Source organism: Rhizobium sullae (assembly GCF_025200715.1).
GTDB classification, from domain to species: domain Bacteria; phylum Pseudomonadota; class Alphaproteobacteria; order Rhizobiales; family Rhizobiaceae; genus Rhizobium; species Rhizobium sullae.
The window spans coordinates 236,093-256,758 of the sequence record NZ_CP104143.1 but is presented as its reverse complement, the minus strand read 5'-3'; the positions used below and the strand labels follow the sequence as shown (position 1 = coordinate 256,758).

20 protein-coding genes are annotated in these 20,666 nt (G+C 60.6%); 5 read left to right on the top strand and 15 right to left on the bottom strand.

Going from position 1 to position 20,666, the window contains the following annotated elements; translation table 11 throughout:
• Window positions 1-273 precede the first annotated feature (273 nt).
• The 11 genes from fliF to N2599_RS01225 all read right to left on the bottom strand — a co-directional run bounded on the left by fliF (window position 274) and on the right by N2599_RS01225 (window position 10,499).
• Window positions 274-1,965: a flagellar basal-body MS-ring/collar protein FliF gene (gene fliF, locus N2599_RS01275; protein WP_027509861.1), complete on the bottom strand. Its 1,692-nt coding sequence runs from the start codon at window positions 1,963-1,965 to the stop codon at window positions 274-276.
• A gap of 110 nt (window positions 1,966-2,075) precedes the next feature.
• Window positions 2,076-2,465 carry a chemotaxis protein CheT gene (gene cheT / locus N2599_RS01270; RefSeq protein ID WP_027509860.1) on the bottom strand — a complete coding sequence of 130 codons (390 nt, stop codon included), beginning with the start codon at window positions 2,463-2,465 and terminating at the stop codon, window positions 2,076-2,078.
• A gap of 16 nt (window positions 2,466-2,481) precedes the next feature.
• Window positions 2,482-3,036 (bottom strand): chemoreceptor glutamine deamidase CheD, encoded by a 555-nt coding sequence (cheD, locus tag N2599_RS01265; RefSeq protein WP_027509859.1) that lies wholly within the window; start codon window positions 3,034-3,036, stop codon window positions 2,482-2,484.
• Window positions 3,033-3,422 (bottom strand): response regulator, encoded by a 390-nt coding sequence (locus tag N2599_RS01260; protein ID WP_022718672.1) that lies wholly within the window; start codon window positions 3,420-3,422, stop codon window positions 3,033-3,035. The genes cheD and N2599_RS01260 overlap by 4 nt, the downstream gene beginning before the upstream one ends.
• Window positions 3,422-4,465: a protein-glutamate O-methylesterase CheB gene (gene cheB, locus N2599_RS01255; protein WP_027509858.1), complete on the bottom strand. Its 1,044-nt coding sequence runs from the start codon at window positions 4,463-4,465 to the stop codon at window positions 3,422-3,424. Before cheB ends, N2599_RS01260 begins: the two co-directional genes overlap by 1 nt.
• A complete protein-coding gene (cheR, locus tag N2599_RS01250; protein WP_027509857.1) occupies window positions 4,462-5,373 on the bottom strand; it encodes a protein-glutamate O-methyltransferase CheR in 912 nt (303 codons plus the stop codon). The genes cheB and cheR overlap by 4 nt, the downstream gene beginning before the upstream one ends.
• Entirely contained in the window at window positions 5,370-5,837 is a 468-nt protein-coding gene (locus tag N2599_RS01245; protein WP_027509856.1) for a chemotaxis protein CheW, read from the bottom strand. The genes cheR and N2599_RS01245 overlap by 4 nt, the downstream gene beginning before the upstream one ends.
• A 3-nt stretch (window positions 5,838-5,840) precedes the next feature.
• Window positions 5,841-8,129, bottom strand: coding sequence for a chemotaxis protein CheA (locus tag N2599_RS01240; RefSeq protein WP_027509855.1), 2,289 nt, complete (start codon window positions 8,127-8,129; stop codon window positions 5,841-5,843).
• A 16-nt stretch (window positions 8,130-8,145) separates the two neighbouring features.
• On the bottom strand, window positions 8,146-8,511 hold the full coding sequence (gene cheY1, locus N2599_RS01235) for a chemotaxis response regulator CheY1 (RefSeq protein WP_003570362.1): 366 nt from the start codon (window positions 8,509-8,511) through the stop codon (window positions 8,146-8,148).
• The gene (locus N2599_RS01230) at window positions 8,508-8,804 is read right to left on the bottom strand and encodes an STAS domain-containing protein (protein ID WP_027509854.1); all 297 of its coding nucleotides are present in this window, start codon (window positions 8,802-8,804) and stop codon (window positions 8,508-8,510) included. The genes cheY1 and N2599_RS01230 overlap by 4 nt, the downstream gene beginning before the upstream one ends.
• A gap of 63 nt (window positions 8,805-8,867) precedes the next feature.
• Complete coding sequence (locus tag N2599_RS01225) at window positions 8,868-10,499, bottom strand: globin-coupled sensor protein (protein ID WP_037141850.1); 1,632 nt, start codon at window positions 10,497-10,499, stop codon at window positions 8,868-8,870.
• Window positions 10,500-11,142: 643 nt separating this feature from the next.
• Between N2599_RS01225 and N2599_RS01220 the strand changes: the two genes are divergently transcribed.
• Entirely contained in the window at window positions 11,143-12,570 is a 1,428-nt protein-coding gene (locus tag N2599_RS01220; RefSeq protein ID WP_027509852.1) for an ArnT family glycosyltransferase, read from the top strand.
• Here the strand turns inward: N2599_RS01220 and N2599_RS01215 are convergent.
• Window positions 12,567-12,875 carry a helix-turn-helix domain-containing protein gene (locus N2599_RS01215; protein ID WP_027509851.1) on the bottom strand — a complete coding sequence of 103 codons (309 nt, stop codon included), beginning with the start codon at window positions 12,873-12,875 and terminating at the stop codon, window positions 12,567-12,569. The two genes, N2599_RS01220 and N2599_RS01215, sit on opposite strands and share 4 nt — an antisense overlap.
• 34 nt (window positions 12,876-12,909) lie before the next feature.
• On the opposite strand from N2599_RS01215, the gene ybaL reads away from it, so the two are divergent.
• The 4 genes from ybaL (at window position 12,910) to N2599_RS01195 (ending at window position 18,587) form a co-directional block, all read left to right on the top strand.
• Complete coding sequence (gene ybaL / locus N2599_RS01210) at window positions 12,910-14,712, top strand: YbaL family putative K(+) efflux transporter (RefSeq protein WP_027509850.1); 1,803 nt, start codon at window positions 12,910-12,912, stop codon at window positions 14,710-14,712.
• 15 nt (window positions 14,713-14,727) lie between these two features.
• Entirely contained in the window at window positions 14,728-15,147 is a 420-nt protein-coding gene (locus tag N2599_RS01205; protein ID WP_063829595.1) for a hypothetical protein, read from the top strand.
• Between the two features lie 87 nt (window positions 15,148-15,234).
• Window positions 15,235-17,790 carry a protein translocase subunit SecD gene (gene secD, locus N2599_RS01200; RefSeq protein ID WP_027509848.1) on the top strand — a complete coding sequence of 852 codons (2,556 nt, stop codon included), beginning with the start codon at window positions 15,235-15,237 and terminating at the stop codon, window positions 17,788-17,790.
• An 89-nt stretch (window positions 17,791-17,879) separates the two neighbouring features.
• Window positions 17,880-18,587 carry a sensor histidine kinase gene (locus tag N2599_RS01195; protein ID WP_027509847.1) on the top strand — a complete coding sequence of 236 codons (708 nt, stop codon included), beginning with the start codon at window positions 17,880-17,882 and terminating at the stop codon, window positions 18,585-18,587.
• 6 nt (window positions 18,588-18,593) lie between these two features.
• Here N2599_RS01195 and N2599_RS01190 read toward each other — a convergent pair whose 3' ends face one another.
• The 3 genes from N2599_RS01190 to N2599_RS01180 form a co-directional block, all read right to left on the bottom strand.
• Window positions 18,594-19,031 carry a response regulator gene (locus N2599_RS01190; RefSeq protein ID WP_027509846.1) on the bottom strand — a complete coding sequence of 146 codons (438 nt, stop codon included), beginning with the start codon at window positions 19,029-19,031 and terminating at the stop codon, window positions 18,594-18,596.
• Between the two features lie 14 nt (window positions 19,032-19,045).
• Window positions 19,046-19,741 (bottom strand): helix-turn-helix transcriptional regulator, encoded by a 696-nt coding sequence (locus N2599_RS01185; protein ID WP_027509845.1) that lies wholly within the window; start codon window positions 19,739-19,741, stop codon window positions 19,046-19,048.
• A 462-nt stretch (window positions 19,742-20,203) separates the two neighbouring features.
• Window positions 20,204-20,584: a response regulator gene (locus tag N2599_RS01180; protein WP_027509843.1), complete on the bottom strand. Its 381-nt coding sequence runs from the start codon at window positions 20,582-20,584 to the stop codon at window positions 20,204-20,206.
• Window positions 20,585-20,666 lie beyond the last annotated feature (82 nt).

Genomic DNA, 20,666 nt, shown 5'->3' with positions numbered 1-20,666 from the left:
TCTAATTTGAATATCACGAACAAATCCGCCGATACTGCACGTCACATATGACTATGTATTTATGAAATAAAACTTTCGACCTTAAACAATCTTCCTGCCAAGCGATTTCTTCTGATTTATAAGAGTGAAACGTTCGCTCTCGCCTGATCCGGCAACAATCAAGCACCTTTTCAATCTTGTGCAAAATATGTCCCGCTCGGGTGCCTGCTGATAACAAATCCGTGATCACGCTGACGGTGGACATTAAAAAAGGCCGGTCCCCCGGCCTTTCGTTTAAGCGGCGTTGTCCACGGCCCATTTCCTGAGGATTTTCGCGGCGCGCTCCTCGTTGATCTCGACCATTCGCGCGAGCTTCCGTTCCGGGCCTTCCTTGACGCGGCGGTTGAAGTTTCCGTCGTCGTCGCCCAGGCTGAGCAGATCCTCCGTGCTGTCGAAGCCGAAGTCCGAGCCGAAGCCGTCCATGAGTGCGCCGCCGGCAGCCGTTCCTCCGGCCGGTGCGAAATCCGGCAGTTCCAGGCCTACGCTTTCGGCAGACGTGTCGCCGATTGCGCCCACGCCGCCACCGCTGATGCTGCGCACCAGAGGCCGCACGCCCATCCAGACTACCACGAAGGCGACGCCCAGGAAGGCAAGCGAGTTGATGATGCCGGCCAGGTTGCGGCTCAGCATGTCGAGGATGCGAACGCCGCCGGCGGCATCTTCGAGAAGCTGGTTCTCGAGGAAATCCATCGCCGTGACCGTGACCACGTCGCCTCGATCGGCACTGATACCGGCTGCAGACGTCACGATCTTGTTCATCTCGGCGAGATAGGCGTCGATCTTTGCCTGATCGGCAGGTTCGCCAACCATCTGGGCAACACGGCCCTTGTTGACGACAACGGCGATCGAAAGCTTCTCGATCTTGTAGCTGCTACGGGTCGTGGCAGTGGTCTTGCTGTTGATCTCGTAGTTGGTCTGCTCTTCCTTCTTGTCCGACTTGTCTTGTGATTCCGGATTGTTGCTTCCGCCCTGCTCGGGTGCGGCCTGCGGAACGTTCTGCTCGACGGTCGTCGCGTTGTCGGACTGCTTCTGCTGCGACTGCGAGGCTTCCTTGGTGGTGCGCACGGACCGCTCCACCTTCGATTCCGGATCGTAGACCGTCTCCTGGATCTGCTGCGCGTCCGTGTTGAGATCGGCCGTCACGCTGGAGCGGAAATTGTCCATGCCGAGGAAGGGCGCCAGCGCCTTGTCGATATTCGATTCGACTTCCTGCTGGACGTTCTGGACGATGTTTAGCGAGCGGTTCAGCGAGCTGTTGCTCGCCTCGTCGCCGGAGGCCAGCAGCTGGCCGGCGGAATCGAGAATCGTCACGTCATCGACGTCAAGCCCCGGCACGGCCGAGGCGACGAGGTGGCGGATCGAGGTGGCTGCACTTCGGCCCGCCGCAGCACTCGCCCGGATCATGACGGAGGCTGTCGGCTTCTGCTCCGCCTTGCGGAAGTTTCCGACCTCCGGCATGACGATATGGACGCGTGCGGCGGTGATTCCGGAGATGGACTGAATGGTGCGGCCTATTTCACCCTCGAGCGCACGGACGCGCGTGACTTCCTGCATGAACGAGGTAAGGCCGAGCGAGCCGACATTGTCGAACAATTCGTAGCCTGCGTTGGCGCTGTTCGGCAGCCCGCGCTCGGCAAGCAGCAGGCGGGCCTTGCCCGTCATGCCGGCGGGCACCGTAATGCTCGAACCGTCGGAACCGACCTGGAAGCCGATATTGGCCTCCGCAAGAGCCATGCTGATTTGATTGAGGTCAGGAGTATCAAGGCCGACATAGAGCATTTCCTGTGCCGGCTTGTTGACGAAAAAGGCTGCAGCCAAAATGATTGCGATGGAAAAAACGCCAACACCAGCGAGTGCCAACAAGCGGGTTCGCCCCAGCGAACCTAAGTTCCTAGTGAGCTGAACTAATTGATTTAACAGATTCATTCTGTTCTCGCACGATCCGTCAAAGACAAAACAGGCTTATTGCCTCATTCCTTGATAGACGGCGAAACTTGTGCGAGCGTTTCGTCAGAGCAGGCTGAGAAACTGAAAAATCAGAAGAAATCGAAGTCGCCGGCCGCCTTGCTGAGCGGCTGGGAATGGCCGTGGCGCGTGGCGCCGCCGAGCGCTTTCTGCATCTCGGCAAGCTTGACGAGACTGAGCGCGGTCGCGACGTCAACAGCCCAGCTTTGCGGAATTTCACCTGTGATCGTGTCGATGAATTCAGCCAGACCACGGGCTTTCTGGACGGCAAGATCGATGCCCTGCATGATTTTCATGCTGTCCGGCGAATTCAGGACATCGGCGCCGCCGATTTCGAGAAGCTGCGGCTCGATGCGTTCGATGAGGTAAGCGACATCATGCAGTTCGGAAACGATGCGCATGAGGATATCCGGAAGCGCCTCGACCGGCGAAGGCGGCTCGATCGGTCCACTGAAAGTCATAGAAAAATCCTTGTCATCAGAAAAATTCGATACTTGTTTCGACCGACTTCTGCGGCGTGACGGGACGCTGTTCGAGAGCCACCGTTTTCTGCGTTTCGGCGCCCGTCAGCGGGTACTGGCGCGCGCGGCCTGAAACCGGCCAGTATTCGAGCTTGCGGCCATGTTCGCCGCCGGTGCTGGAGCTGACGACCGGGATGCCTTCGTCCCTCAGGAACTGCATGGCGAAGGCGGCGTTCTGTTCGCCGACATTGGAGAATGTCGAGATCGTCTTCGCCCCGCCGAAAATCTTTGCCTCCAGGCGGTCGCGGCGCGCGCCCTGCTTCAGAAGGCCGTTGATCAGCAATTCCATCAGATGAACGCCATAGCGTGTGGCGTCCCCGCCGCTCATCGGCGTATTGCCCGTGCCTGGCAGCAGGAAGTGGTTCATTCCGCCCACACCGGCCACGGGATCGCGCAGACAGGCAGCCACACACGAGCCAAGAATGGTCGTCAGAACCGCGCCCGGATCATTCAAGACCTTCCATTCGCCTTGAATGATATGAACGCGGCGGGCTGCTGCCTCGACATTCATTTCAGCGCTCCAAACACGGCTTCGATAGCCGCTTTCATCTTTTCGATGGTGAAGGGCTTCGCAAGCACGTTGTTGGCGCCGAGCTGGGCAGCCTTCTGCACGAGAGCGCGATCGCCCTGCGCCGTCAGGATGATGAAGGCGGCCTTCTTCGTTGCCGGATTGGTGCGCACGGCCTGCAGCAGGCCTAGACCATCCATCTTTGGCATGTTGAAGTCCGAGATCACCAGGTGATGCGGCTGCTGGGCCATGATCTTCATGCCCTGCTCGCCGTCGCCGGCAGCCGTGATCTGCTTGAAGCCGAGCTGGGTCAGCGCATCGCTGAGCAGCAACCGGCTCGTGACCTGATCGTCGACGATCAGAACTTTGATTTTCTCCGCAATCGACATTATTCTGTCCCTTCCTTTCGGGCGGCTGTCATTTTCAGTATTTCTTCGCCGATGGCATTCAGTGGCAGCTGCTGCTCAACGGCACCGAGTTCATAGGCCACTCGCGGCATTCCGTAGACCACGCAGGTCTTTTCGTTCTGTCCGAGAGTGCGCGCGCCTGCATGGCGCATCTTCAAGAGACCAGCCGCGCCATCGCGGCCCATGCCTGTCAGGATCACGCCGACCGCATTGCGTCCGGCAAGTTCGGCAACGGAATCGAAGAGAACGTCGACCGAGGGGCGATGTCCGTTCACCGGATCGCGCTCGACGAGACGGCAACAGGGAGCCGACGCATTTGCGACCTGCAAATGACGTTCTCCGCCTGGTGCCAGATAAATCTTACCAATCTCTAAACGTGCGCCATCCGTCGCCTCTTCGACGACCGGAGCACAGAGGCGGTTAAGGCGCTCAGCAAAGCTTTTCGTGAAGGTCGGCGGCATATGCTGGGTAATGACCGTCGGCGGGCAGTTCGCCGGAAACTTCTGAAGCACCGCGATCAGTGCTTCTACGCCGCCCGTCGACGAACCGATCGCAACGATCTTGCGGCCGACCCGGAAATCGGCGACCGATACCGGCGGAACCGGAGTTGCAGCCGGCTGCACGAACTGGCGTTGCGTGCGCGCGGCAGCCTTGACCTTCTCGGCGAGGTCGCCGAACGGGCGCAGCTCGCCGGGGGCAGGCTTCCCGACGCAATCGAAGGCGCCGATTTCGAGCGCAGCCAGGGTTGCTTCCGCGCCGCGGTGCGTCATGGTGGAGACCATGATGACCGGCATAGGGCGAAGCCGCATGATCTTCTCGAGGAATTCCAGGCCGTTCATGTTCGGCATCTCGATGTCGAGCGTGACGACATCGGGATTGAGCTTCTTGATTGCCTCGCGCGCTTCCAGTGCATCGCCCGCCTGGCCGATGACGCTGACCTCCGGATCGGAACTCAAGACGGCGCTTATCAGCCCGCGCATCGTCGGGGAGTCGTCAACGACGAGAACTCTTGCCGGTGCGCTCATCCCTTTCTCCCCAGTCCCTTCGTCGTGTGGCGATACGTCGTGACGCCGATATTGTCGAAGACGTGCTTTGCTTCGCCGGATACGCGCTCGGAATGGCCGATGTAAAGATGTCCGCCTTCAGGCAGCAGTTCGGCAAAGCGCGACCAGATCTTCATCTGCGTCGGTTCGTCGAAATAGATGACGACGTTGCGGCAAAAGATGATGTCGAACTTGCCCTTGAAGGGCCACTGCGCCATCAGGTTCAGCTCGTTGTAGGTGATCAGGCGCTTGACGCGGTCATCGACCTGGAATTTACGGCGGCCATCCACGTTGACTTCCGTGAACCACTGCTTGCGCATGGCCGGCGACACGGTTTCGAGAGCCGTCTCGTCGTAGGATCCGGCGCGAGCGAGATTGAGTATCTTTGGGTCGATATCGGTTGCCAGGATCTTGAAATCGTAGTCGGCGACATTCGGCATCATCGAAAGCACGGTCAGCGCAATCGAATAGGGCTCCTGCCCGTCGGAAGATGCGGCCGACCAGATACGGACACGCCCGCCCATCTTGGCACGGTTCAGAAGCTCCGGCAGCACATGGTCACGCAAGTGCTCGAAGTGGTGGTTCTCGCGGAAGAAGCGCGTGAAATTGGTGGTCAGATGCGAAAGCATTTCGCGGCGCGGCGCCGCACCGGCGGGTGAGGAGACCAGCGAACAGTATTCGCGGAAGCCCGAAAGGCCGAGATTGCGGATATGCTTGGAAAGACGCGAATAAACCAGTGAAGCCTTGGTCTCGTTCAGGAAGATCCCCGCATCTGAGTAGATCATCGCAGCGATTTCCGTAAGGTCGCGGCGCGTCAGCGGATATTCGCCGCTCGCCAGAACCTCGTCCGGGCTCCCCTGCCTGAGATCTTTTGCACTCAACGCATTCATGCAGCTTCGCTTTCCGTATCGGGGAAGAGGGCTTCCAGTTCGACCAGGCAGATCATCCGTTTTTCGATTGCAAGAACGCCGCGGGCGAACTGGCGTTCTGTGTCGGAAGAGATTTCCGGCGTCGGTTGAATATTGTCGTCGGTCACGGTGAGGATGTCCGAGACCGCGTCGACGAGCAGACCGACGACCTTCCGCCGGACCTGCGCGACAATGATGACGTGGCGTACCGACGGCTCGGCGGGCTTCATGCCGAGCCGCGCCGAAAGATCGATGATCGGCAGCACCGCGCCGCGGAGGTTGATGACGCCCTTCATGTAGCCTGGCGAATGCGGCATGGTCGTTGCCGGCGTCCAGCCGCGAATTTCGCGAACCGACATGATGTTTACGCAAAATTCCTGGTCGCCGATGCGGAACGCGATGAGTTCGCGATCCCCCTGGCTCAGATTTTTCACGGCGTACGACATGGCTTATCCCACTGCTGCCAACGACATTTCAGGCTTCAGGGCCTGGCCGCGCGAGGCGCCGACAACGGCATCGACATCGAGGATGAGCGCCACGCGCCCGTCACCGAGGATGGTTGCCGCGGCGATGCCCGGCACATGCGTGTAGTTCGCCTCCAGGCTCTTGATAACGACCTGCCGCTGACCCTGGATCGCGTCGACCATAAGCGCGCGCTGGCCGCCACCTTCGGATTCCACCAGCAGTGCGACCCCTTCGACCGGATTTGCCTGCGTGGCGCGGAAGTTCAGGATGCGGCCGACATCGACCAGCGGGCAGAACGAGTTGCGGATCGAGATCAGGCGGTGGTTCGCACCGAATGAGTGGATCGCAGCTGCTTCCGGCTGCAGTGTCTCGACGATGGCTGTCAGCGGAACGACAAGCGTCTGGCCGGCAACCGTGACCACCATGCCGTCGAGGACGGCGAGCGTCAGCGGCAGACTCATCGTGAAGACGGAGCCTTGGCCTGGCTTGGACGTGATGTTGATGCGCCCGCCAAGGGCCTGGATCGAGCGCTTGACGACGTCCATGCCGACGCCGCGGCCCGAAATGTCGGAGATCTTATCGGCCGTCGAGAAGCCGGGCAGGAAGATCAGGTTGTCGATCTCCTCGTCCGAAAGGTTTGTGTCGGCGGGGATCAGGTCGTTGTCGATCGCCTTCTGGCGCACCTTCTCGCGATTGATGCCGGCGCCGTCGTCGGCCAGCTCGATCAGGATGCGGCCGGAACGGTGTTTTGCCGTCAGGCGAACCGTGCCTTCGGTATTCTTGCCGGCTGCGGCACGCTTTTCCGGTGTTTCGATGCCGTGGTCGACGGCATTGCGGATCATGTGCGTTAGCGGTTCTGCCAGTTTGTCGATGACAGTCTTGTCGACTTCGGTGTTTTCACCTTCTGTAATCAGGCGGATGGTCTTGCCCGTCATGTCGGCGATTTCGCGAACGATGCGCGACATGCGCTGGAAGACCGGCTTTACCGGCTGCGCGCGGATCGCCATCACCGAATCCTGGATCTCGCGGGTGAGCTGCTGCAGCTCTTCGAGGCCCATATTAATGGACGAGGTGCCGGTCGTGTCGTTTTCGATGACGCTCTGCGACAGCATCGCCTGGTTGATGACCAGCTCGCCGACGAGGTTGATCAGGCGGTCAACGCGATCGAGATCGACGCGGATCGTCTGACCTGCGCCTGCTGCGGCATTGTTCTGGGCAGCAGCGGCACTTGCTGCAGCGGCCGCAGCAGATTCCCTCTTTTCGACGCGGGCGGCCGCGGCCGCCATCTGGGTTACGTTCGAGGCCGTCTCTGCGGCAGCGACGGCAGTAGCCGCATCCGACGTCGGCTGGTGGGCGGGAAGCTCGGCGGCACCCTCGTCTAAGATCGAAAGGTCGAAGGGAACCGGGATCATCGGCAGTTCGTCGTTGGACGATGCGGCGGACTCGGCTTCGACAGCCTCGACCGTCAGATCGCAATCCCATTCGGCGAATTCGAACACGGTGCGAATGGCGTCCTCGCCCTTGTCCGTCATCAGCGTGATGTTCCAGCTAAGATAAGCAGCCTCCGCATCAAGATCGTCGAGACCCGGCAGATCGTCCATGTTGCAGTAACTGCTCATCTCACCGAGGCGCGAGAGATCGCGCAGCAGAAGCGTGGCATCGTTGCCCTTAGAATAGAGGTCGGAGCGCGGCTTGAAGGTGATTTCATAGACAGGAAGACCGGAGCCGGCCTCGTCCTCACCGCCGAAATCATCGAAGGAAAAGGGTATCGGCTGGAAACCGCTGTCGTCGGCCGTCTTGGGCGCCTCCACTGCTGGGGAAAGCGCCGGAGCCGCCTTTGCGGCAGGTTTCGATGCCTGCGCTTCAGCGGCTGCGGACGGAGACAGCAGCTCTCCATTCGCCAGCGCTTCCAGTTCCTTCACCAGACCGCGGCTGCGGCTTTCGTCGACGCTGCCGCCGTCGCGGGCGGCATTGGTGAGGTCCGCCAGCACGTCGGCCGATTTCAGCATGACCTTCAAGACATCCTGTGTGGGCTCAAGCTTATTGGAACGAACGCAATCAAGTGTGGTCTCGAACACATGGGCGAAAGCGACGAGATCGTCCAGACCGAAGGCGCCGGCGCCGCCCTTGATCGAATGGACGGCACGGAACACCGCATTGATGGTTTCCGGATCGCGATCGCCATCATTCATTTTCATGAGACCGGATTCCAGTTCGGCGAGCTGCTCCTCGCATTCCTGGAAAAATATCTCTTTGATTTCGTTCATATCCATGGAGAAAATCCTGGGTTTAAGCGGTTACGCGCTCAATGGCATCGATCAGCTTGGCAGGGTCGAACGGCTTGACGATCCAGCCGGTGGCTCCGGCTTGGCGGGCACGGTTCTTCTTTTCCGCGTCGCTTTCGGTCGTGAGCACCAGGATCGGGATCGCCCGGTATTTCTCGTTGCGGCGGACACCTTCGATGAAACCGAAGCCATCGAGGCGCGGCATGTTGATGTCGGTCACGATGACGTCCGGGTTGGATTCTTCCAGGACTTCAAGACCTTCGACACCGTCTTCGGCCTGAATCGTCTCGAAGCCCGCATTGTTCAGCGTCACGAGAAGCATGTTTCGGATTGTCCGTGAATCATCCACGGTGAGCACTTTTTTCTTCATTGCCGGGTCTCCTTGGCAAGCAGGTGGTCGATGTCGACGCCAACCAGCTGCATGGTTTTGTGAAATGCATCGGACACTTTCGTGAAGGTGAACGAATACTTGTCCTGGTCCCAGGTCTTCGCCGCAGCCATCAGAACCTGAGCGCACAGGCCGCCGAGGCGCTCGACGGCGGATGCATCGACCGAAAGGTCGCCGCCGCGCACTGACATGAGCTTGTCGCGCAAGGCCGAAGCCTCGTTGAGATCAAGCACCGCCGCCAGATTCAGTGTCTTCCCACTCTTCCTTGCTGCCATCAGCTTTTCCTTGTCCCGTTGTCCCTTGCCCGCAAAAATGAGGCGAGGTCGTATTCCGATAGGTCAATAAGCATTTCGGGCGCCTCCGAAACTCGCAGCCGGACGCGAAAACCCGAAATCCTCGTTGTCGTATTCCTCGTCCAGTGTGGCGGGACGGGCCGTGATCTCGATGCTGCGTTGGCGGGAAGCGCGAGGCGGCGCCGTTTCGACCCGCCCATTTTCGCGGGCGCTGCGGAATTCGCGGATCGTCTGCCCGAGTTCGAGGATCACCGTGTGTAGATGATCGGCACCTTCGGCCGCGCGGTTGGCGGATGCCGCGCTGTCGGCAACCTGCCCGCCAAGCGCCTTGACGTCCGCCGTTACCATATCGAGGCTTGCAGCGTGCGCGCCCGTCTGGCTTGCAATCGTTGCGATCGCAGCATTGATGCCGGTTACCTGCCGCACGATGCTGCCGATCGAATCCTGCGTGCGGCCGACCATCTGAACGCCGGCATCGACCTGCGCCTTGGTGGTCGTGACAAGGGTTTTGATTTCGCGGGCGGCTTCGGCAGAACGCTGGGCGAGTGCGCGCACTTCCTGCGCCACGACCGCAAAGCCGCGACCGGATTCGCCGGCACGTGCAGCCTCGATGCCGGCGTTCAACGCAAGCAGGTTCGTCTGGAAGGCGATCTCGTCGATCGCGCCGATGATCTGGCCGATCTTTTCGGCGGACTGTTCGATATCCGCCATCGCGCTGATAGCACGGCCGACAACCTGACCGCTCTCTTCGGCGGCGGCACGGGTGGAGGCCGCGGCCTTTTCGGCCGCGCGGCTTTCCACTGCGCCGTCGCGGACACCCCCGGCGATCACTTCGAGCGCTGCTGCTGATGTCATGAGCTGCGCGGAATGACCGGCCGCATTACCCGAAAAGCTCTGCGAGGCAGCCGCAAGCGAACGCGTGGAAAGTTCGGCTTTCGTGGTGCGCTCGCTGATTGCGACAAATTCCGCCTGAAAGCCGTCGAGTGCCGCGTTGAGCGCACCGGCGATATCAGCGTAGGTATCTTCGCCATCGGTGGCTGCGCGCACGGTCAGGTCGCGGGCTGCAAGGCCGTCGACCACGTTACCGAAAATCCGGGTGATCTCCGTCCGGTCGTTTTCGCGCTGCTCGGCAAGCGCGCGTTGCTGCGAGGCGCGCAAGGCATTGAAACGCAGCGAGACGGCGATTTCGACATCCACCATGACGAGGCGGATGATCGCCGTCATCATCTCGGAGACCTCTTTCGCGCGGCGCTTGGCGCCTGGCAGCAACGGCTTGCCTGCAAGCTCGCCCGCCAGACCCGAAATGATGTGCTCCAGCATGACGCCATGGCCAGCAACGTGCCAGCGCGGATCAACCCCCATCTTGCTTTCGGTATCGGCAAGAACCTTGACACGCTCGGCGTAGAGGCTGTCGAAGCGGGCATCCGTCAGCACGTCCCAATGGGAGGACTGGAGATCATGCAGGCGATCGAGTTGGCGCTCGTTCTGGAAATTGCGGGCTGCGTCCGGAAAGGACTGGAAGCGCTGGAACAGGTCGCGAAGACCGCTCTTCAGCCGGGCCTCGAGCATCGGCCGGTGACGGCGCACTGCCTCGCATTGTGCGTCATCGAGACCGGCAAAGCGCAGGCGATCGCGAAGGCTGCCTGCCTGCGCGCCTTTGGCCTGATCTGATGGCATGTCCTGCCCCAATGCCTATCCCCAACCACATTCCGGATACGATCCGGTGAAAAACCTTTGTGCTCCATCCGATAGAGCGCACTGCAGGGAAACGACCTGTGTAACCGCCGGCGCAAACCGGAGGGCGGACGTATCCCGATCAGCAAATCTGTTTCGGAAAAGAGACGGATACCGGATCGAGCCGGTACGGCGGGTCGGCGTCATGCCTGGTGGGAACGAGCAAACATCTTCCCATTCCGACGTGTATCGCAATGTTTATGGTTAATTCCTTGCTTGAAGGTTAATTGGCGCTTTAACAATCCGCCCTTTCCCAAGCATTCCGAGCGCCTTCAGCGAAATAGTCTCTGGGCGTTGCAGGCGCGCTACAAGTCCCGCACAAGCTCTGTGTTATATCCCACCTGTTAGACATGACATGATGTCGTTAAGGATAGAGCAATGATTGTTCTCGGACTGGGTTCCTGCCTCATCGCAATCGCGACGCTGGCCGCCGTCGCCCTGCTCGAGCGGATCGAAGCCAGTCGCGGCGCAACCACCCTTCGTGTGCTCTGAACCTGCGGCATAGTGCGGCGTTCTGCGCCGCCCCTGTTGGCAGCCCCCTTCCTCTGATGTATCGCAGGCGCCTCAAGCTCAGCGGACGTTGTTCATGACTGCCAGGACAGGCCTTTTCATCATTCTCGCCGTCACTCTGTGGCGTATCGTGATGCTCCATTTCGACACGACGGATTTCTTCGTCGACGAGGCACAGTACTGGTTCTGGTCGCAGAATCTCGACTTCGGCTATTACTCGAAGCCGCCTATGATCGCCTGGCTCATCCGCGCGATGACGGAAATTTCGGGCTCCACCGACATTTTTTGGGTGCGCCTTTGCGGGCCCCTCGTGCACGTGGCCACCGCGCTGTTGCTGATGCAGTTCGCCAGGCGAGTTGCCGGTCCTAAGATCGAAGGCTGGACCGGCGCTATCTACATCACGATGCCTGCCGTCGCGCTCTCGTCCGTGTTCTTTTCTACCGATGTCGTTCTTCTGTTCTTCATGACGATCGGCCTTTGGGCCTATTTCGGCCTGAGCGAGAAGCGTTCGGTCGTGCTCGCACTTGTCATGGGCGTTGCCTTCGGGTGTTCCTTCCTGTCGAAATACGCGATCCTTTTCATCGTGCCCGGCGGATTGATCGCGCTGCTTCTTGTTCCGGCTGCGCGTATTGCCTGGCGCGACTTCTTCATTTCCGTGGCGACCGCGCTCACCGTCGCCTCGCCGAACCTTTGGTGGAACGTCACCCACGACGCGACAACCGTCCGCCACACCGAGGACATCGCGAAGTGGGACCAGATGCAACTGAACTTTGGCGGTGCGCTCGAATTCTTCGCCGCCCAGTTCGGCGTCGTCGGGCCGATCGTCTTCTTCGCCATGCTTTGGGCGACGTGGCGCATGATCAAAGGCAAGAGCGACGAGAAGGAAAAACTTCTCATCTGGCTTTCCATGCCCGTCGTCCTGCTGATTACGCTGCAGGCCTTCGTCGCCAAGGCCGAGGCGAATTGGGGCGTATCGGCCTATGTCGCAGGCACGGTTCTTGCTGTGTCAGTCCTCACGCAGCTCTGGCCGAAGGGCCTGCGCATCTCGCTCATCATCGGCGGCCTCGCAAGCTTCCTGTTCCCGCTCGCCGCGATCTTTGCACATCAGCTTGTCCTTCCGGGCGGAAATGAAGCGATGAAGCGCTATCTCGGCCGCAGCGAGATCAGCCGAGAGGTCGGCACGCTCGCCAAGCAGGCCGGTGTCGGCACCGTCGTTACCGACAACCGCGATTTCGTCGCCGACATGTTCCATACGCTGAGAGACGAGCCGCTCAAGATCTACTCGCGTCCGCCCGCCGGCTTCCCGGCCAATTACTATGAGCAGAATTTCGCCCTGCCTGCGGATGTGCAAGATCAAGTCCTCTTCGTCACGCACAATGAGCTGACCTGTACGACCGCTGCGCCTGAGTTGGTCAAAAGCTGGCAACCGGCGGACGGTTACTACCGCGGCAAGACGATCAACGCCTACAAGGTGCCGGCCGTCTGCCTGCGACCGCAGGGTTAAATGCTGCGCGCGGGAGGCAGGCAGAGCCCTATCCCCGCCCCTTCGATCTCAACGAAACGGACGCCGCCGTCCTCGAAGGCGAGGCGCAGCTGCGCCTCGGTGGCGCGATGGATTTCATGGTACTGCCCTTCGTAGTCGCGTATCGTGCTGCGGGAGACCGCCGCCTTCGCGGCAAGGTCCGCCTGCGTCCAATCGAGCAACCCTCGTGCGGCGCGGCATAAAGCAGGTGTCAGAATAGTTTCCTTTGCGCCTTGACCCATAATCCCAAACCACCCATATTGGTCAACATACGCCATATATGTCATGTTTTGAACGGGAATTCCAGATCGGGAGGGAGCAATGCCGCACGATACGCCTTTGATTTCGACGATCGTCGGAGGTCTCGTGCTGGCCTTTATCCTGGGCGCCATCGCCAACCGGTTGAAGCTGCCGCCACTCGTCGGCTACCTGCTCGCCGGCATTCTCGTCGGGCCGCATACCCCGGGCTATGTCGCAGATCAGGATCTGGCGCCCGAACTCGCCGAAATCGGCGTCATCCTGCTGATGTTCGGTGTCGGCCTTCACTTCTCGCTCAAGGACCTGCTTTCGGTTCGGGGCGTCGCCGTGCCAGGCGCCGTCGTTCAGATCGCCTTTGCAACTCTCCTCGGCTGGGGCCTCGGCGCGCTGATGGGCTGGCCAACAGGCGGCAGTCTCGTCTTTGGTCTTGCCCTCTCCGTCGCTTCGACCGTCGTTCTCCTAAAAGCGCTGCAGGAACGCCGTCTCGTGGAAACCGAGCGAGGCAAGATCGCTGTCGGCTGGCTGATCGTCGAGGACTTGGCCATGGTCCTCGCGCTCGTGCTGATACCCGCAGCCGCCAGCATCGGTGGTGGTGAGCACGCGCCGGTCGAACCGCTTTCGGCCGGCCTCAACCGCCTGTTCGGGCTCGACCTCGGCATCGGCGGCATTATCGGCATGACGCTGGTGAAGGTGGCGCTCTTCGTCGCCCTCATGCTGGTCTTCGGCCGCAAGCTCATTCCCTGGACGATGCATAGGATCGCCCATACCGGCTCGCGCGAACTCTTTCGCCTCGGCGTGCTCGCCATCGCGCTCGGCGTCGCTTTCGGCGCCGCGAAGCTCTTCGGCGTGTCGCTGGCGCTTGGCGCCTTCTTTGCCGGCATGGTGCTTGCCGAAAGTGAGCTCAGCCATCGCGCCGCTCAAGAAAGCCTGCCGCTTCGCGACGCGTTCGCTGTTCTCTTCTTCGTCTCCGTCGGCATGCTCTTCGATCCGAACATCCTGATCGAAAAGCCGCTGCCGCTCCTGGCAACCGTCTTCATCATTGTCATCGGCAAGTCCGTCGCCGCCTTCCTCATCGTGCTGCTCTTTAGAAAGCCGGCCGGCACAGCCCTGACAATCTCCGCAAGCCTGGGGCAGATCGGCGAATTCTCCTTCATCCTCGCCGCCCTCGGCGTCGATCTTGGCCTGCTGCCGCAAGAGGGCCGCGACCTCATCCTTGCCGGCGCGATAATTTCGATCATCCTCAATCCGCTGCTCTTCTTCGCCTGCGATCGCATGCGCCCGCTTCTCGAGCGTCCAAAGCGGGAGGAGGCTCCGGTCGACGCAGCCGAGGCACCCATCGAGCCCGCCGAACCCGAAGACGAAATCCAGCCGACGTCGCTTTCCGGTCACGCCATCCTCGTCGGCTACGGCCGGGTCGGCAGCATCGTCGGTCAGAACCTCAAATCTTCGGGCACGCCTTTCTTGGTCATCGAGGATTCCGAAAAGCGGATCGAAGAGCTTGCCACGCAGGGCGTCGAGACGATAATCGGCAATGCCGCCGCCCGCGAAGTGCTCGATCTCGCCAATCTTCCCGGCGCGCGCAGCCTGGTGATTGCCATTCCGAATGCCTTCGAAGCCTGCAGCGTTGCCGAATACGGCCGCAGTGTGAACCCCGCAATCCTGATCGTCGCCCGCGCGCATTCGGATGCCGAGGTCGACGAGTTGAAGCAATACGGCGCCGATACCGTCATCATGGGCGAGCGAGAAATCGCCATGGGGATGGTTGACCGGCTCGCCCAAGTGCATCATGACAGTCCGGCCTATGAAGATGGGCATGGGACTGATACAATTCCGGGCACGGCCGCAGCGCCGTCCGAGAAAGAATGACGGGTTTTTGCGCTTTTGAGCCGATTTGAGAGCGAGATCGCAAAGAATGACGGGGGAGGACTCGATGCGCGCCGCTTGAGCGCCCGCATCGCTGTTTCGCTCGTCCTTGCGATTACCGCTTATATCGGCCTTCTCATCGGCGGCAATCTCATTCCCGGTCCCGCGGCCCCAGACAATAATGCGCTGACCCTGCCCGGCAAGGAACCGCAGCCGCTCCAGCTGACCGCGCGCGAGGCGGTTCGCGGCATTCTCGCCGCCGATCGCAAGGTTGCGCCGAAACAGACGCTTCACGATTTTGGCCCGGTTTCCCTGCCGGTGCCGTCGCATCTCGAATTCGCAGAGTGGGGCCCGTCTGCGGCTCTGCCGCCGGTCGATACTGCTCTTCGTCCGGCCGCTCTGCCGGGCAATCAGCCGCGAGCCCCGCCCGCCGCTTGATGTCGCGACCATCGCGCCTCCGCAACATCACATGACACACCGCCAGCGCACCGCGCCGGTATATGCATATTCAAGGAATACAACGACATGCGCACCTCACCATGGCTGGTGCTCACCTATACGGTGATCATTCTCTTCGGCATTCTCACGGCATTGCCGAACGTCGTGCCGCAAAACGTCCTCGACCGCGTGCCTTCCTGGCTGCCTCATGATCAGGTCTCTCTCGGTCTCGACCTTCGCGGCGGCTCTCACCTGGTTCTCGAAGTCGATGAATCGGAACTGACGAAGGAACGCCTGCAATCGCTCCTGCAGGATACCCGGCGCGTGCTGCGCGAAAAGGGTGTTGCAACCAGCTCGGTCGCCCGCAACCAGAGCCAGATCGTCGTGACGCTGACGGACCCGACACAGCGCGATGCTGCCATCACCGATCTGCAGGCGCTGGCGAACCCGGTTGGCGTCGGCCTCACCGCCGGTCAGTCCGATCTCGATATCGCTGCCAGCGGCACGAACAACATCACGATGACCTTCTCGGAGGCCGGCATCACGCAGAACGTAAACTCGGCCGTCGAGCAGAGCCTCGAGGTCATCCGCCAGCGCGTCGACCAGGTCGGTGTCGCCGAACCGACGATCCAGCGCGTCGGCGGAAACCGTATCCTCGTCCAGCTTCCGGGCACGCAGGATCCGACCCGCCTGCGCCAGTTGCTCGGCTCCACCGCCAAGATGACGTTCCACATGCTTGCCCCGAGCAATGCCCCAGCACCGGGCGTCACCATGATGAAGGACGATGAGGGCAATACCTATCCGGTGGAAGACCGCGTCGAAATTTCCGGCGACCGCCTTTCCGATGCCCGCGTCGGCTTCGACCAGAACACCCGAGAGCCGATCGTCAGCTTCCGCTTCGATAGCGCCGGCGCGACCCGCTTTGCGGATATTACCCGGCAGAATGTCGGCAATCCCTTCGCCATTGTCCTCGACGGCAAGGTATTGAGCGCGCCCGTCATCCGCGAACCGATCACCGGCGGCTCCGGCCAGATTTCCGGCAGCTTCACAGCAGAAAGCGCCACCACGCTTGCGGCCATGCTGCGCGCCGGTGCACTTCCCGCCAAGCTGACGGTCATCGAGGAGCGCACTGTCGGCGCCGATCTCGGCGGCGACGCCATCAAGAAGGGCCTGACCTCCGGTCTCATCGGCTTCGCGCTGGTCGTCGGCTTCATGTTCTTCCTCTACGGCGGCTGGGGTCTGCTCGCCAACGTCGCGCTCTTCCTGAACGTGATTTTGACCTTTGCCGGCCTGACGCTGATCGGCTCGACGCTGACCCTGCCTGGCATTGCCGGTGTCGTCCTCGGCATCGGTCTGGCGGTGGATGCGAACGTTCTCATCAACGAGCGTATCCGTGAAGAGACCCGGAAGGGCCGTGGCGCCTTCGCCGCCATCGACGCCGGCTTCAGCCGCGCCTACTCGACCATCGTCGACAGTAACATGACGGCACTGATCGCGACCGTGCTGCTGTTCTGGTTCGGCTCCGGCCCGGTTCGCGGCTTCGCCGTCACCATGGGCCTCGGCATCATGATCTCCATGTTCACTGCCGTTTCCATCGTCCGTGTCGCGATGATGGCGATCGTCCGCCGCAGGAAGATGAAGGTCATCAACATCAAGCCACTGCTTCCGATCAGCCTCGTCCCGGACGGCACGCAGATCCACTTCATGAAGGCGCGTTTCTTCGGACTTGCGCTTTCCGCCGCGCTTTCCATCATTTCCGTCGTGCTGTTCGTCACGCCTGGCCTCAACTACGGCGTCGACTTCCGCGGCGGCATCCAGTTGGAAGTGAAGACGGCACAGGCTGCCGATCTCGCCTCCTTCCGTGAAGACCTTGATGCACTCGGCCTCGGCGAAGTGGCGCTGCAGTCCTTCGGCGACAGCAATCATATCCTCATCCGCGCCGAGCGCCAGCCGGGCGGCGAGGAAGCGCAGACGACCGCCGTCAATCAGCTGAAGGCGGAGATCGTCAAGGTCGATCCGTCGGCAACGATCGAGCGGACGGAAGTCGTCGGCCCGAAGGTCAGCGGCGAGCTCGCGGTCGCCGGCATTCTTTCGGTCGTTCTCGCAAGCCTGGCGATGCTCGTCTATATCTGGGTGCGCTTTGAATGGCCGTTTGCGGTCGGCGCCATCGCGACCCTCGTCCTCGATGTGACGAAGACCATTGGTTTCTTCGCGCTCACCGGGCTCGACTTCAACCTGACGGCCATCGCGGCGCTTTTGACGCTTGTCGGTTATTCGGTGAACGACAAGGTCGTGGTCTATGACCGCATGCGTGAAAACATGCGCCTCTACAAGTCGATGCCGCTTCGCGAGCTCATCGACAAGTCGATCAACGAAACGCTCGGCCGAAGCCTCTACACCTCCGCCACCGCCTTCCTCGCCATGCTTCCGATGGCGATCTGGGGCGGCAGCGCGGTCGAGAGCTTCGCAATCCCGATGGTGTTCGGCATTGCGGTCGCCGCGCTCTCGTCGGTTTTCATCGCAGCGCCGATCCTGCTCTTCCTCGGTGACTGGCGCCGCCGCCACGCCAAGGCCGCGGCGGCCTCCGCCGAGGCGGAGATCATCCCACCGGAAGCCACCGAGCCGCGCAAGTCAATCGGCTAAGAAACCTTCGACAGACATGTTCCCAGAGGGCGCCGGTTGCCGAACCGGCGCCCTCTTTCTATCTTCCCTTCAATGAAGTGAGAGGTTGTATGTCATCCGGTCCAATGCCAACTGCTGTTACCAGCGCCAGCGAGGAGCGCATGAGGCGTTTTCTGGCGACCGCTTCGCACGACCTCCAATCGCCGCTCCGGCACATCGCGATGTATGCGGAAATCCTGCTGGACGAACTCAGTGAGACGCTCGATAGCGAACAGCGCGAAAGCCTCACGGCAATCCTTCAGAAAGCCCAGACCGCGCAGCGCCTCACCAAGGCACTGATGAGCTTCGCCGCGGGCACGCCGCAGGTTTCGCCCGCCCCGGTGGAACTCGGCCCGATCGTTGACGGTCTCTGGACTGAATTGAAGGCCGAGGTGGGGGCCAATGACGCGACCTTCAGCCATCACACGCTTCCAAGCCTCAACAGCGATGCCGCCCTTCTTTCGACCGCGCTGAAGAACATCCTCGCCAATGCGCTGCTTTATCGGGGCGCGGCGACACTGCATGTCGAACTGGCGGCGGAAAGGAGCGGTAGCGATTGGCTGATCCATATTTCCGACAACGGGCGAGGCATTGAGCCAGCCCATCAGGAGCGGATATTCGAACCTTTCTGGAAGCTGCCCCAGCCAGACGCCGTGGCCGGCTCCGGCCTGGGGCTGACGGCCGCGCGCGAGCTCTTAACCGCGCTCGGCGGCGACCTGACGCTCAGCCATTCGGACCGAACGGGAAGCCGTTTCACGATCCGGCTGCCCGCCACCTGATCGCGATCAGATCGTATAGTCATCTTTCCAGTAGTCGGGCAGGTTGTACTTTACGTACTCGCGGATAATGTATTGCAGCGTCCGCGCGTCGATTTCATCCTTGCCGATGCGGAAATCGACGCCATAATCCGGAAACTGCTGAAAATAGCCGCCTGAAATATCCGTAGAAACGACGCCGATCGGCCCCGTGTAGCCGATGGCGCGAAGCTCCGGCACCGTCTCGCGGAAATCGGCATTCGGCAGCAGCCGGTTGTCGAGCAGAATGAGGTCGAACCGCTCGCCCTTGACCTTCTCCAACGCGTCGCCGATCGACTGCGAATATTCGATATCGACGGCAGGCTCGGAAAGGCTGCCGATCTTCTTCTTCAGCGACCTGAATTCGACGAATTCGTCATCCACGAACAGGACTTTGACGGCGTCTTCCGGACCCGCTGCGGTGCTCATGCTGTTATCTCCGGTCACGAAACCAAGCCATTCCTGAGGGCGATCGCCACCATATGAACGCGGTTCACGGCATTAAGCTTCCTGACCGCCGCCGTGATATGGGAATTTACGGTATGTTCCGACAATCCGAGAATGATCGCGATCTCCGCTGAAGTCTTGCCTTCGCTGGTCCATTTGACGATTTCCGCCTCCCGCTGCGTCAGGCGCCCTGACATCTCTTGCGTCAAGATTTCCTCGTAAAGCTTGTCGAAAATGCGCATGGCATCGAGCAGAACGTCGGCAACTTCTCCCTGATCGGGCTCCGGCCGCGTGCCGCTGAGGACGAGGCAGTAGCGCCGCCCCTCCGGCGTGAAGAGAGGAATGAGCAGAAACGTATTGCGGTTGAATTCATTGAATACGAGGTCAGCCTCGATCGACCCGCTCTTGCCGTAGACAGGCGTCGTCAGAAACTGCGCGGTTTTTGCCTTGACGGGACCCAGCGCTTCCTTGAGCATCTGGATGAAAAGCGGAGCCCGGCGTTCAGCAATATTGGTGATGACGATTTCACGCTCGCCGAAAGGTGCATTCGCCTCGGAAATGCGCGCAAGCGCGAAATTGTCAAAGCGATAGTGCTGCGCCGCCGCCTTGAAGAGGCGGAAAAAGTCGGTGCGATTGATCGCCCGGCTAAGCTCGGGCCCGGTATGGAATGGAACCGCCGCAGCATTGGTCATTACAGCAAAATCCCTATGTCGAATCTCCGGAAATCACCGTCATCCCGAAATCTTGGGATATACGTCGCGCATGCAAGAAGTTACAAAAATTGCGAGACAATTGATAAGGATAACGGAGTGGGGACTTCCAGTATCCTGAAGGCGGAACGGCATCAATTCTCTCAACCGCAAGTGATACACAGGACAGTCGTAATTCTTACCTAGGTATCACAATTCCGTTGTTCACCATCCATGAAGAGCGGAAGAAGTGCCGGAAGTAAGCACGAGAGAGCTGATAGGTCCACTCAGCTAGGGGTTGGCTGGAATTCGTGGCGGCGAATCTGGACAGGTCGGCTCTCTCAGTGCTCAAATCACTCCTCTTCCCCAGTGGTTGTATCTTGAAATCCTGAAACAGCCTTGTCAATCGCCGTTTCCAGCCGCGCTTGGCGCCGGTTTCACAGCTGTTTGCGTGCTATTTTGCATTCAGCGCAACGTTCGAGGACGCAGAATTGCCGCAAAGTCGAGAGGTTTTTGCAGAAAGGAATCAGCGCCTGCAGCCAGGGCGCGCTCGCGATCTTCCTCCGCATCCGAGCCGCTGCAGACACAAAGCCGTATCGGGATGAACCGAGCCTCCATGCGAAGCCGCGCGACGAGTGCGAGACCACTGTCGAGGGGCATATAAAGATCGGCGATCAGCATGTCCGGAAGTGCTGCGCTTTTGGCAAATCGCTGCTCCAGGGCGGTCAAAGCCGCCTCTGCTGTTGTAAAACAGAAAAGATCAACAGCGATCCGCTCCTTCTTGCGGATGTAGTCGAGGTAGAAAAGATCATCCCTGCTGTCATCGATATAAAATATGACCGGCATCGGTGCTTGCATCCGGCGACCCCGGAATGCTCCTCGATTGTGCGTTTTTGCCAGACTAGCCGTATTTTGCGGCAATCGATAG

Bases quoted from the DNA above. Each gene is read 5' to 3' on its own strand.
- N2599_RS01215 (WP_027509851.1), bottom strand. From the start codon at position 12,875: ATGACATATATGGCGTATGTTGACCAATATGGGTGGTTTGGGATTATG.
- cheY1 (WP_003570362.1), bottom strand. From the start codon at position 8,511: ATGAAGAAAAAAGTGCTCACCGTGGATGATTCACGGACAATCCGAAAC.
- N2599_RS01180 (WP_027509843.1), bottom strand. From the start codon at position 20,584: ATGCCGGTCATATTTTATATCGATGACAGCAGGGATGATCTTTTCTAC.
- cheD (WP_027509859.1), bottom strand. From the start codon at position 3,036: ATGAATGTCGAGGCAGCAGCCCGCCGCGTTCATATCATTCAAGGCGAA.
- N2599_RS01230 (WP_027509854.1), bottom strand. From the start codon at position 8,804: ATGGCAGCAAGGAAGAGTGGGAAGACACTGAATCTGGCGGCGGTGCTT.
- N2599_RS01195 (WP_027509847.1), top strand. From the start codon at position 17,880: ATGTCATCCGGTCCAATGCCAACTGCTGTTACCAGCGCCAGCGAGGAG.
- cheT (WP_027509860.1), bottom strand. From the start codon at position 2,465: ATGACTTTCAGTGGACCGATCGAGCCGCCTTCGCCGGTCGAGGCGCTT.
- fliF (WP_027509861.1), bottom strand. From the start codon at position 1,965: ATGAATCTGTTAAATCAATTAGTTCAGCTCACTAGGAACTTAGGTTCG.
- N2599_RS01225 (WP_037141850.1), bottom strand. From the start codon at position 10,499: ATGCCATCAGATCAGGCCAAAGGCGCGCAGGCAGGCAGCCTTCGCGAT.
- N2599_RS01220 (WP_027509852.1), top strand. From the start codon at position 11,143: ATGACTGCCAGGACAGGCCTTTTCATCATTCTCGCCGTCACTCTGTGG.
- cheB (WP_027509858.1), bottom strand. From the start codon at position 4,465: ATGAGCGCACCGGCAAGAGTTCTCGTCGTTGACGACTCCCCGACGATG.
- N2599_RS01190 (WP_027509846.1), bottom strand. From the start codon at position 19,031: ATGAGCACCGCAGCGGGTCCGGAAGACGCCGTCAAAGTCCTGTTCGTG.
- N2599_RS01185 (WP_027509845.1), bottom strand. From the start codon at position 19,741: ATGACCAATGCTGCGGCGGTTCCATTCCATACCGGGCCCGAGCTTAGC.
- N2599_RS01245 (WP_027509856.1), bottom strand. From the start codon at position 5,837: ATGTCGTACGCCGTGAAAAATCTGAGCCAGGGGGATCGCGAACTCATC.
- N2599_RS01240 (WP_027509855.1), bottom strand. From the start codon at position 8,129: ATGGATATGAACGAAATCAAAGAGATATTTTTCCAGGAATGCGAGGAG.
- ybaL (WP_027509850.1), top strand. From the start codon at position 12,910: ATGCCGCACGATACGCCTTTGATTTCGACGATCGTCGGAGGTCTCGTG.
- secD (WP_027509848.1), top strand. From the start codon at position 15,235: ATGCGCACCTCACCATGGCTGGTGCTCACCTATACGGTGATCATTCTC.
- cheR (WP_027509857.1), bottom strand. From the start codon at position 5,373: ATGAATGCGTTGAGTGCAAAAGATCTCAGGCAGGGGAGCCCGGACGAG.
- N2599_RS01260 (WP_022718672.1), bottom strand. From the start codon at position 3,422: ATGTCGATTGCGGAGAAAATCAAAGTTCTGATCGTCGACGATCAGGTC.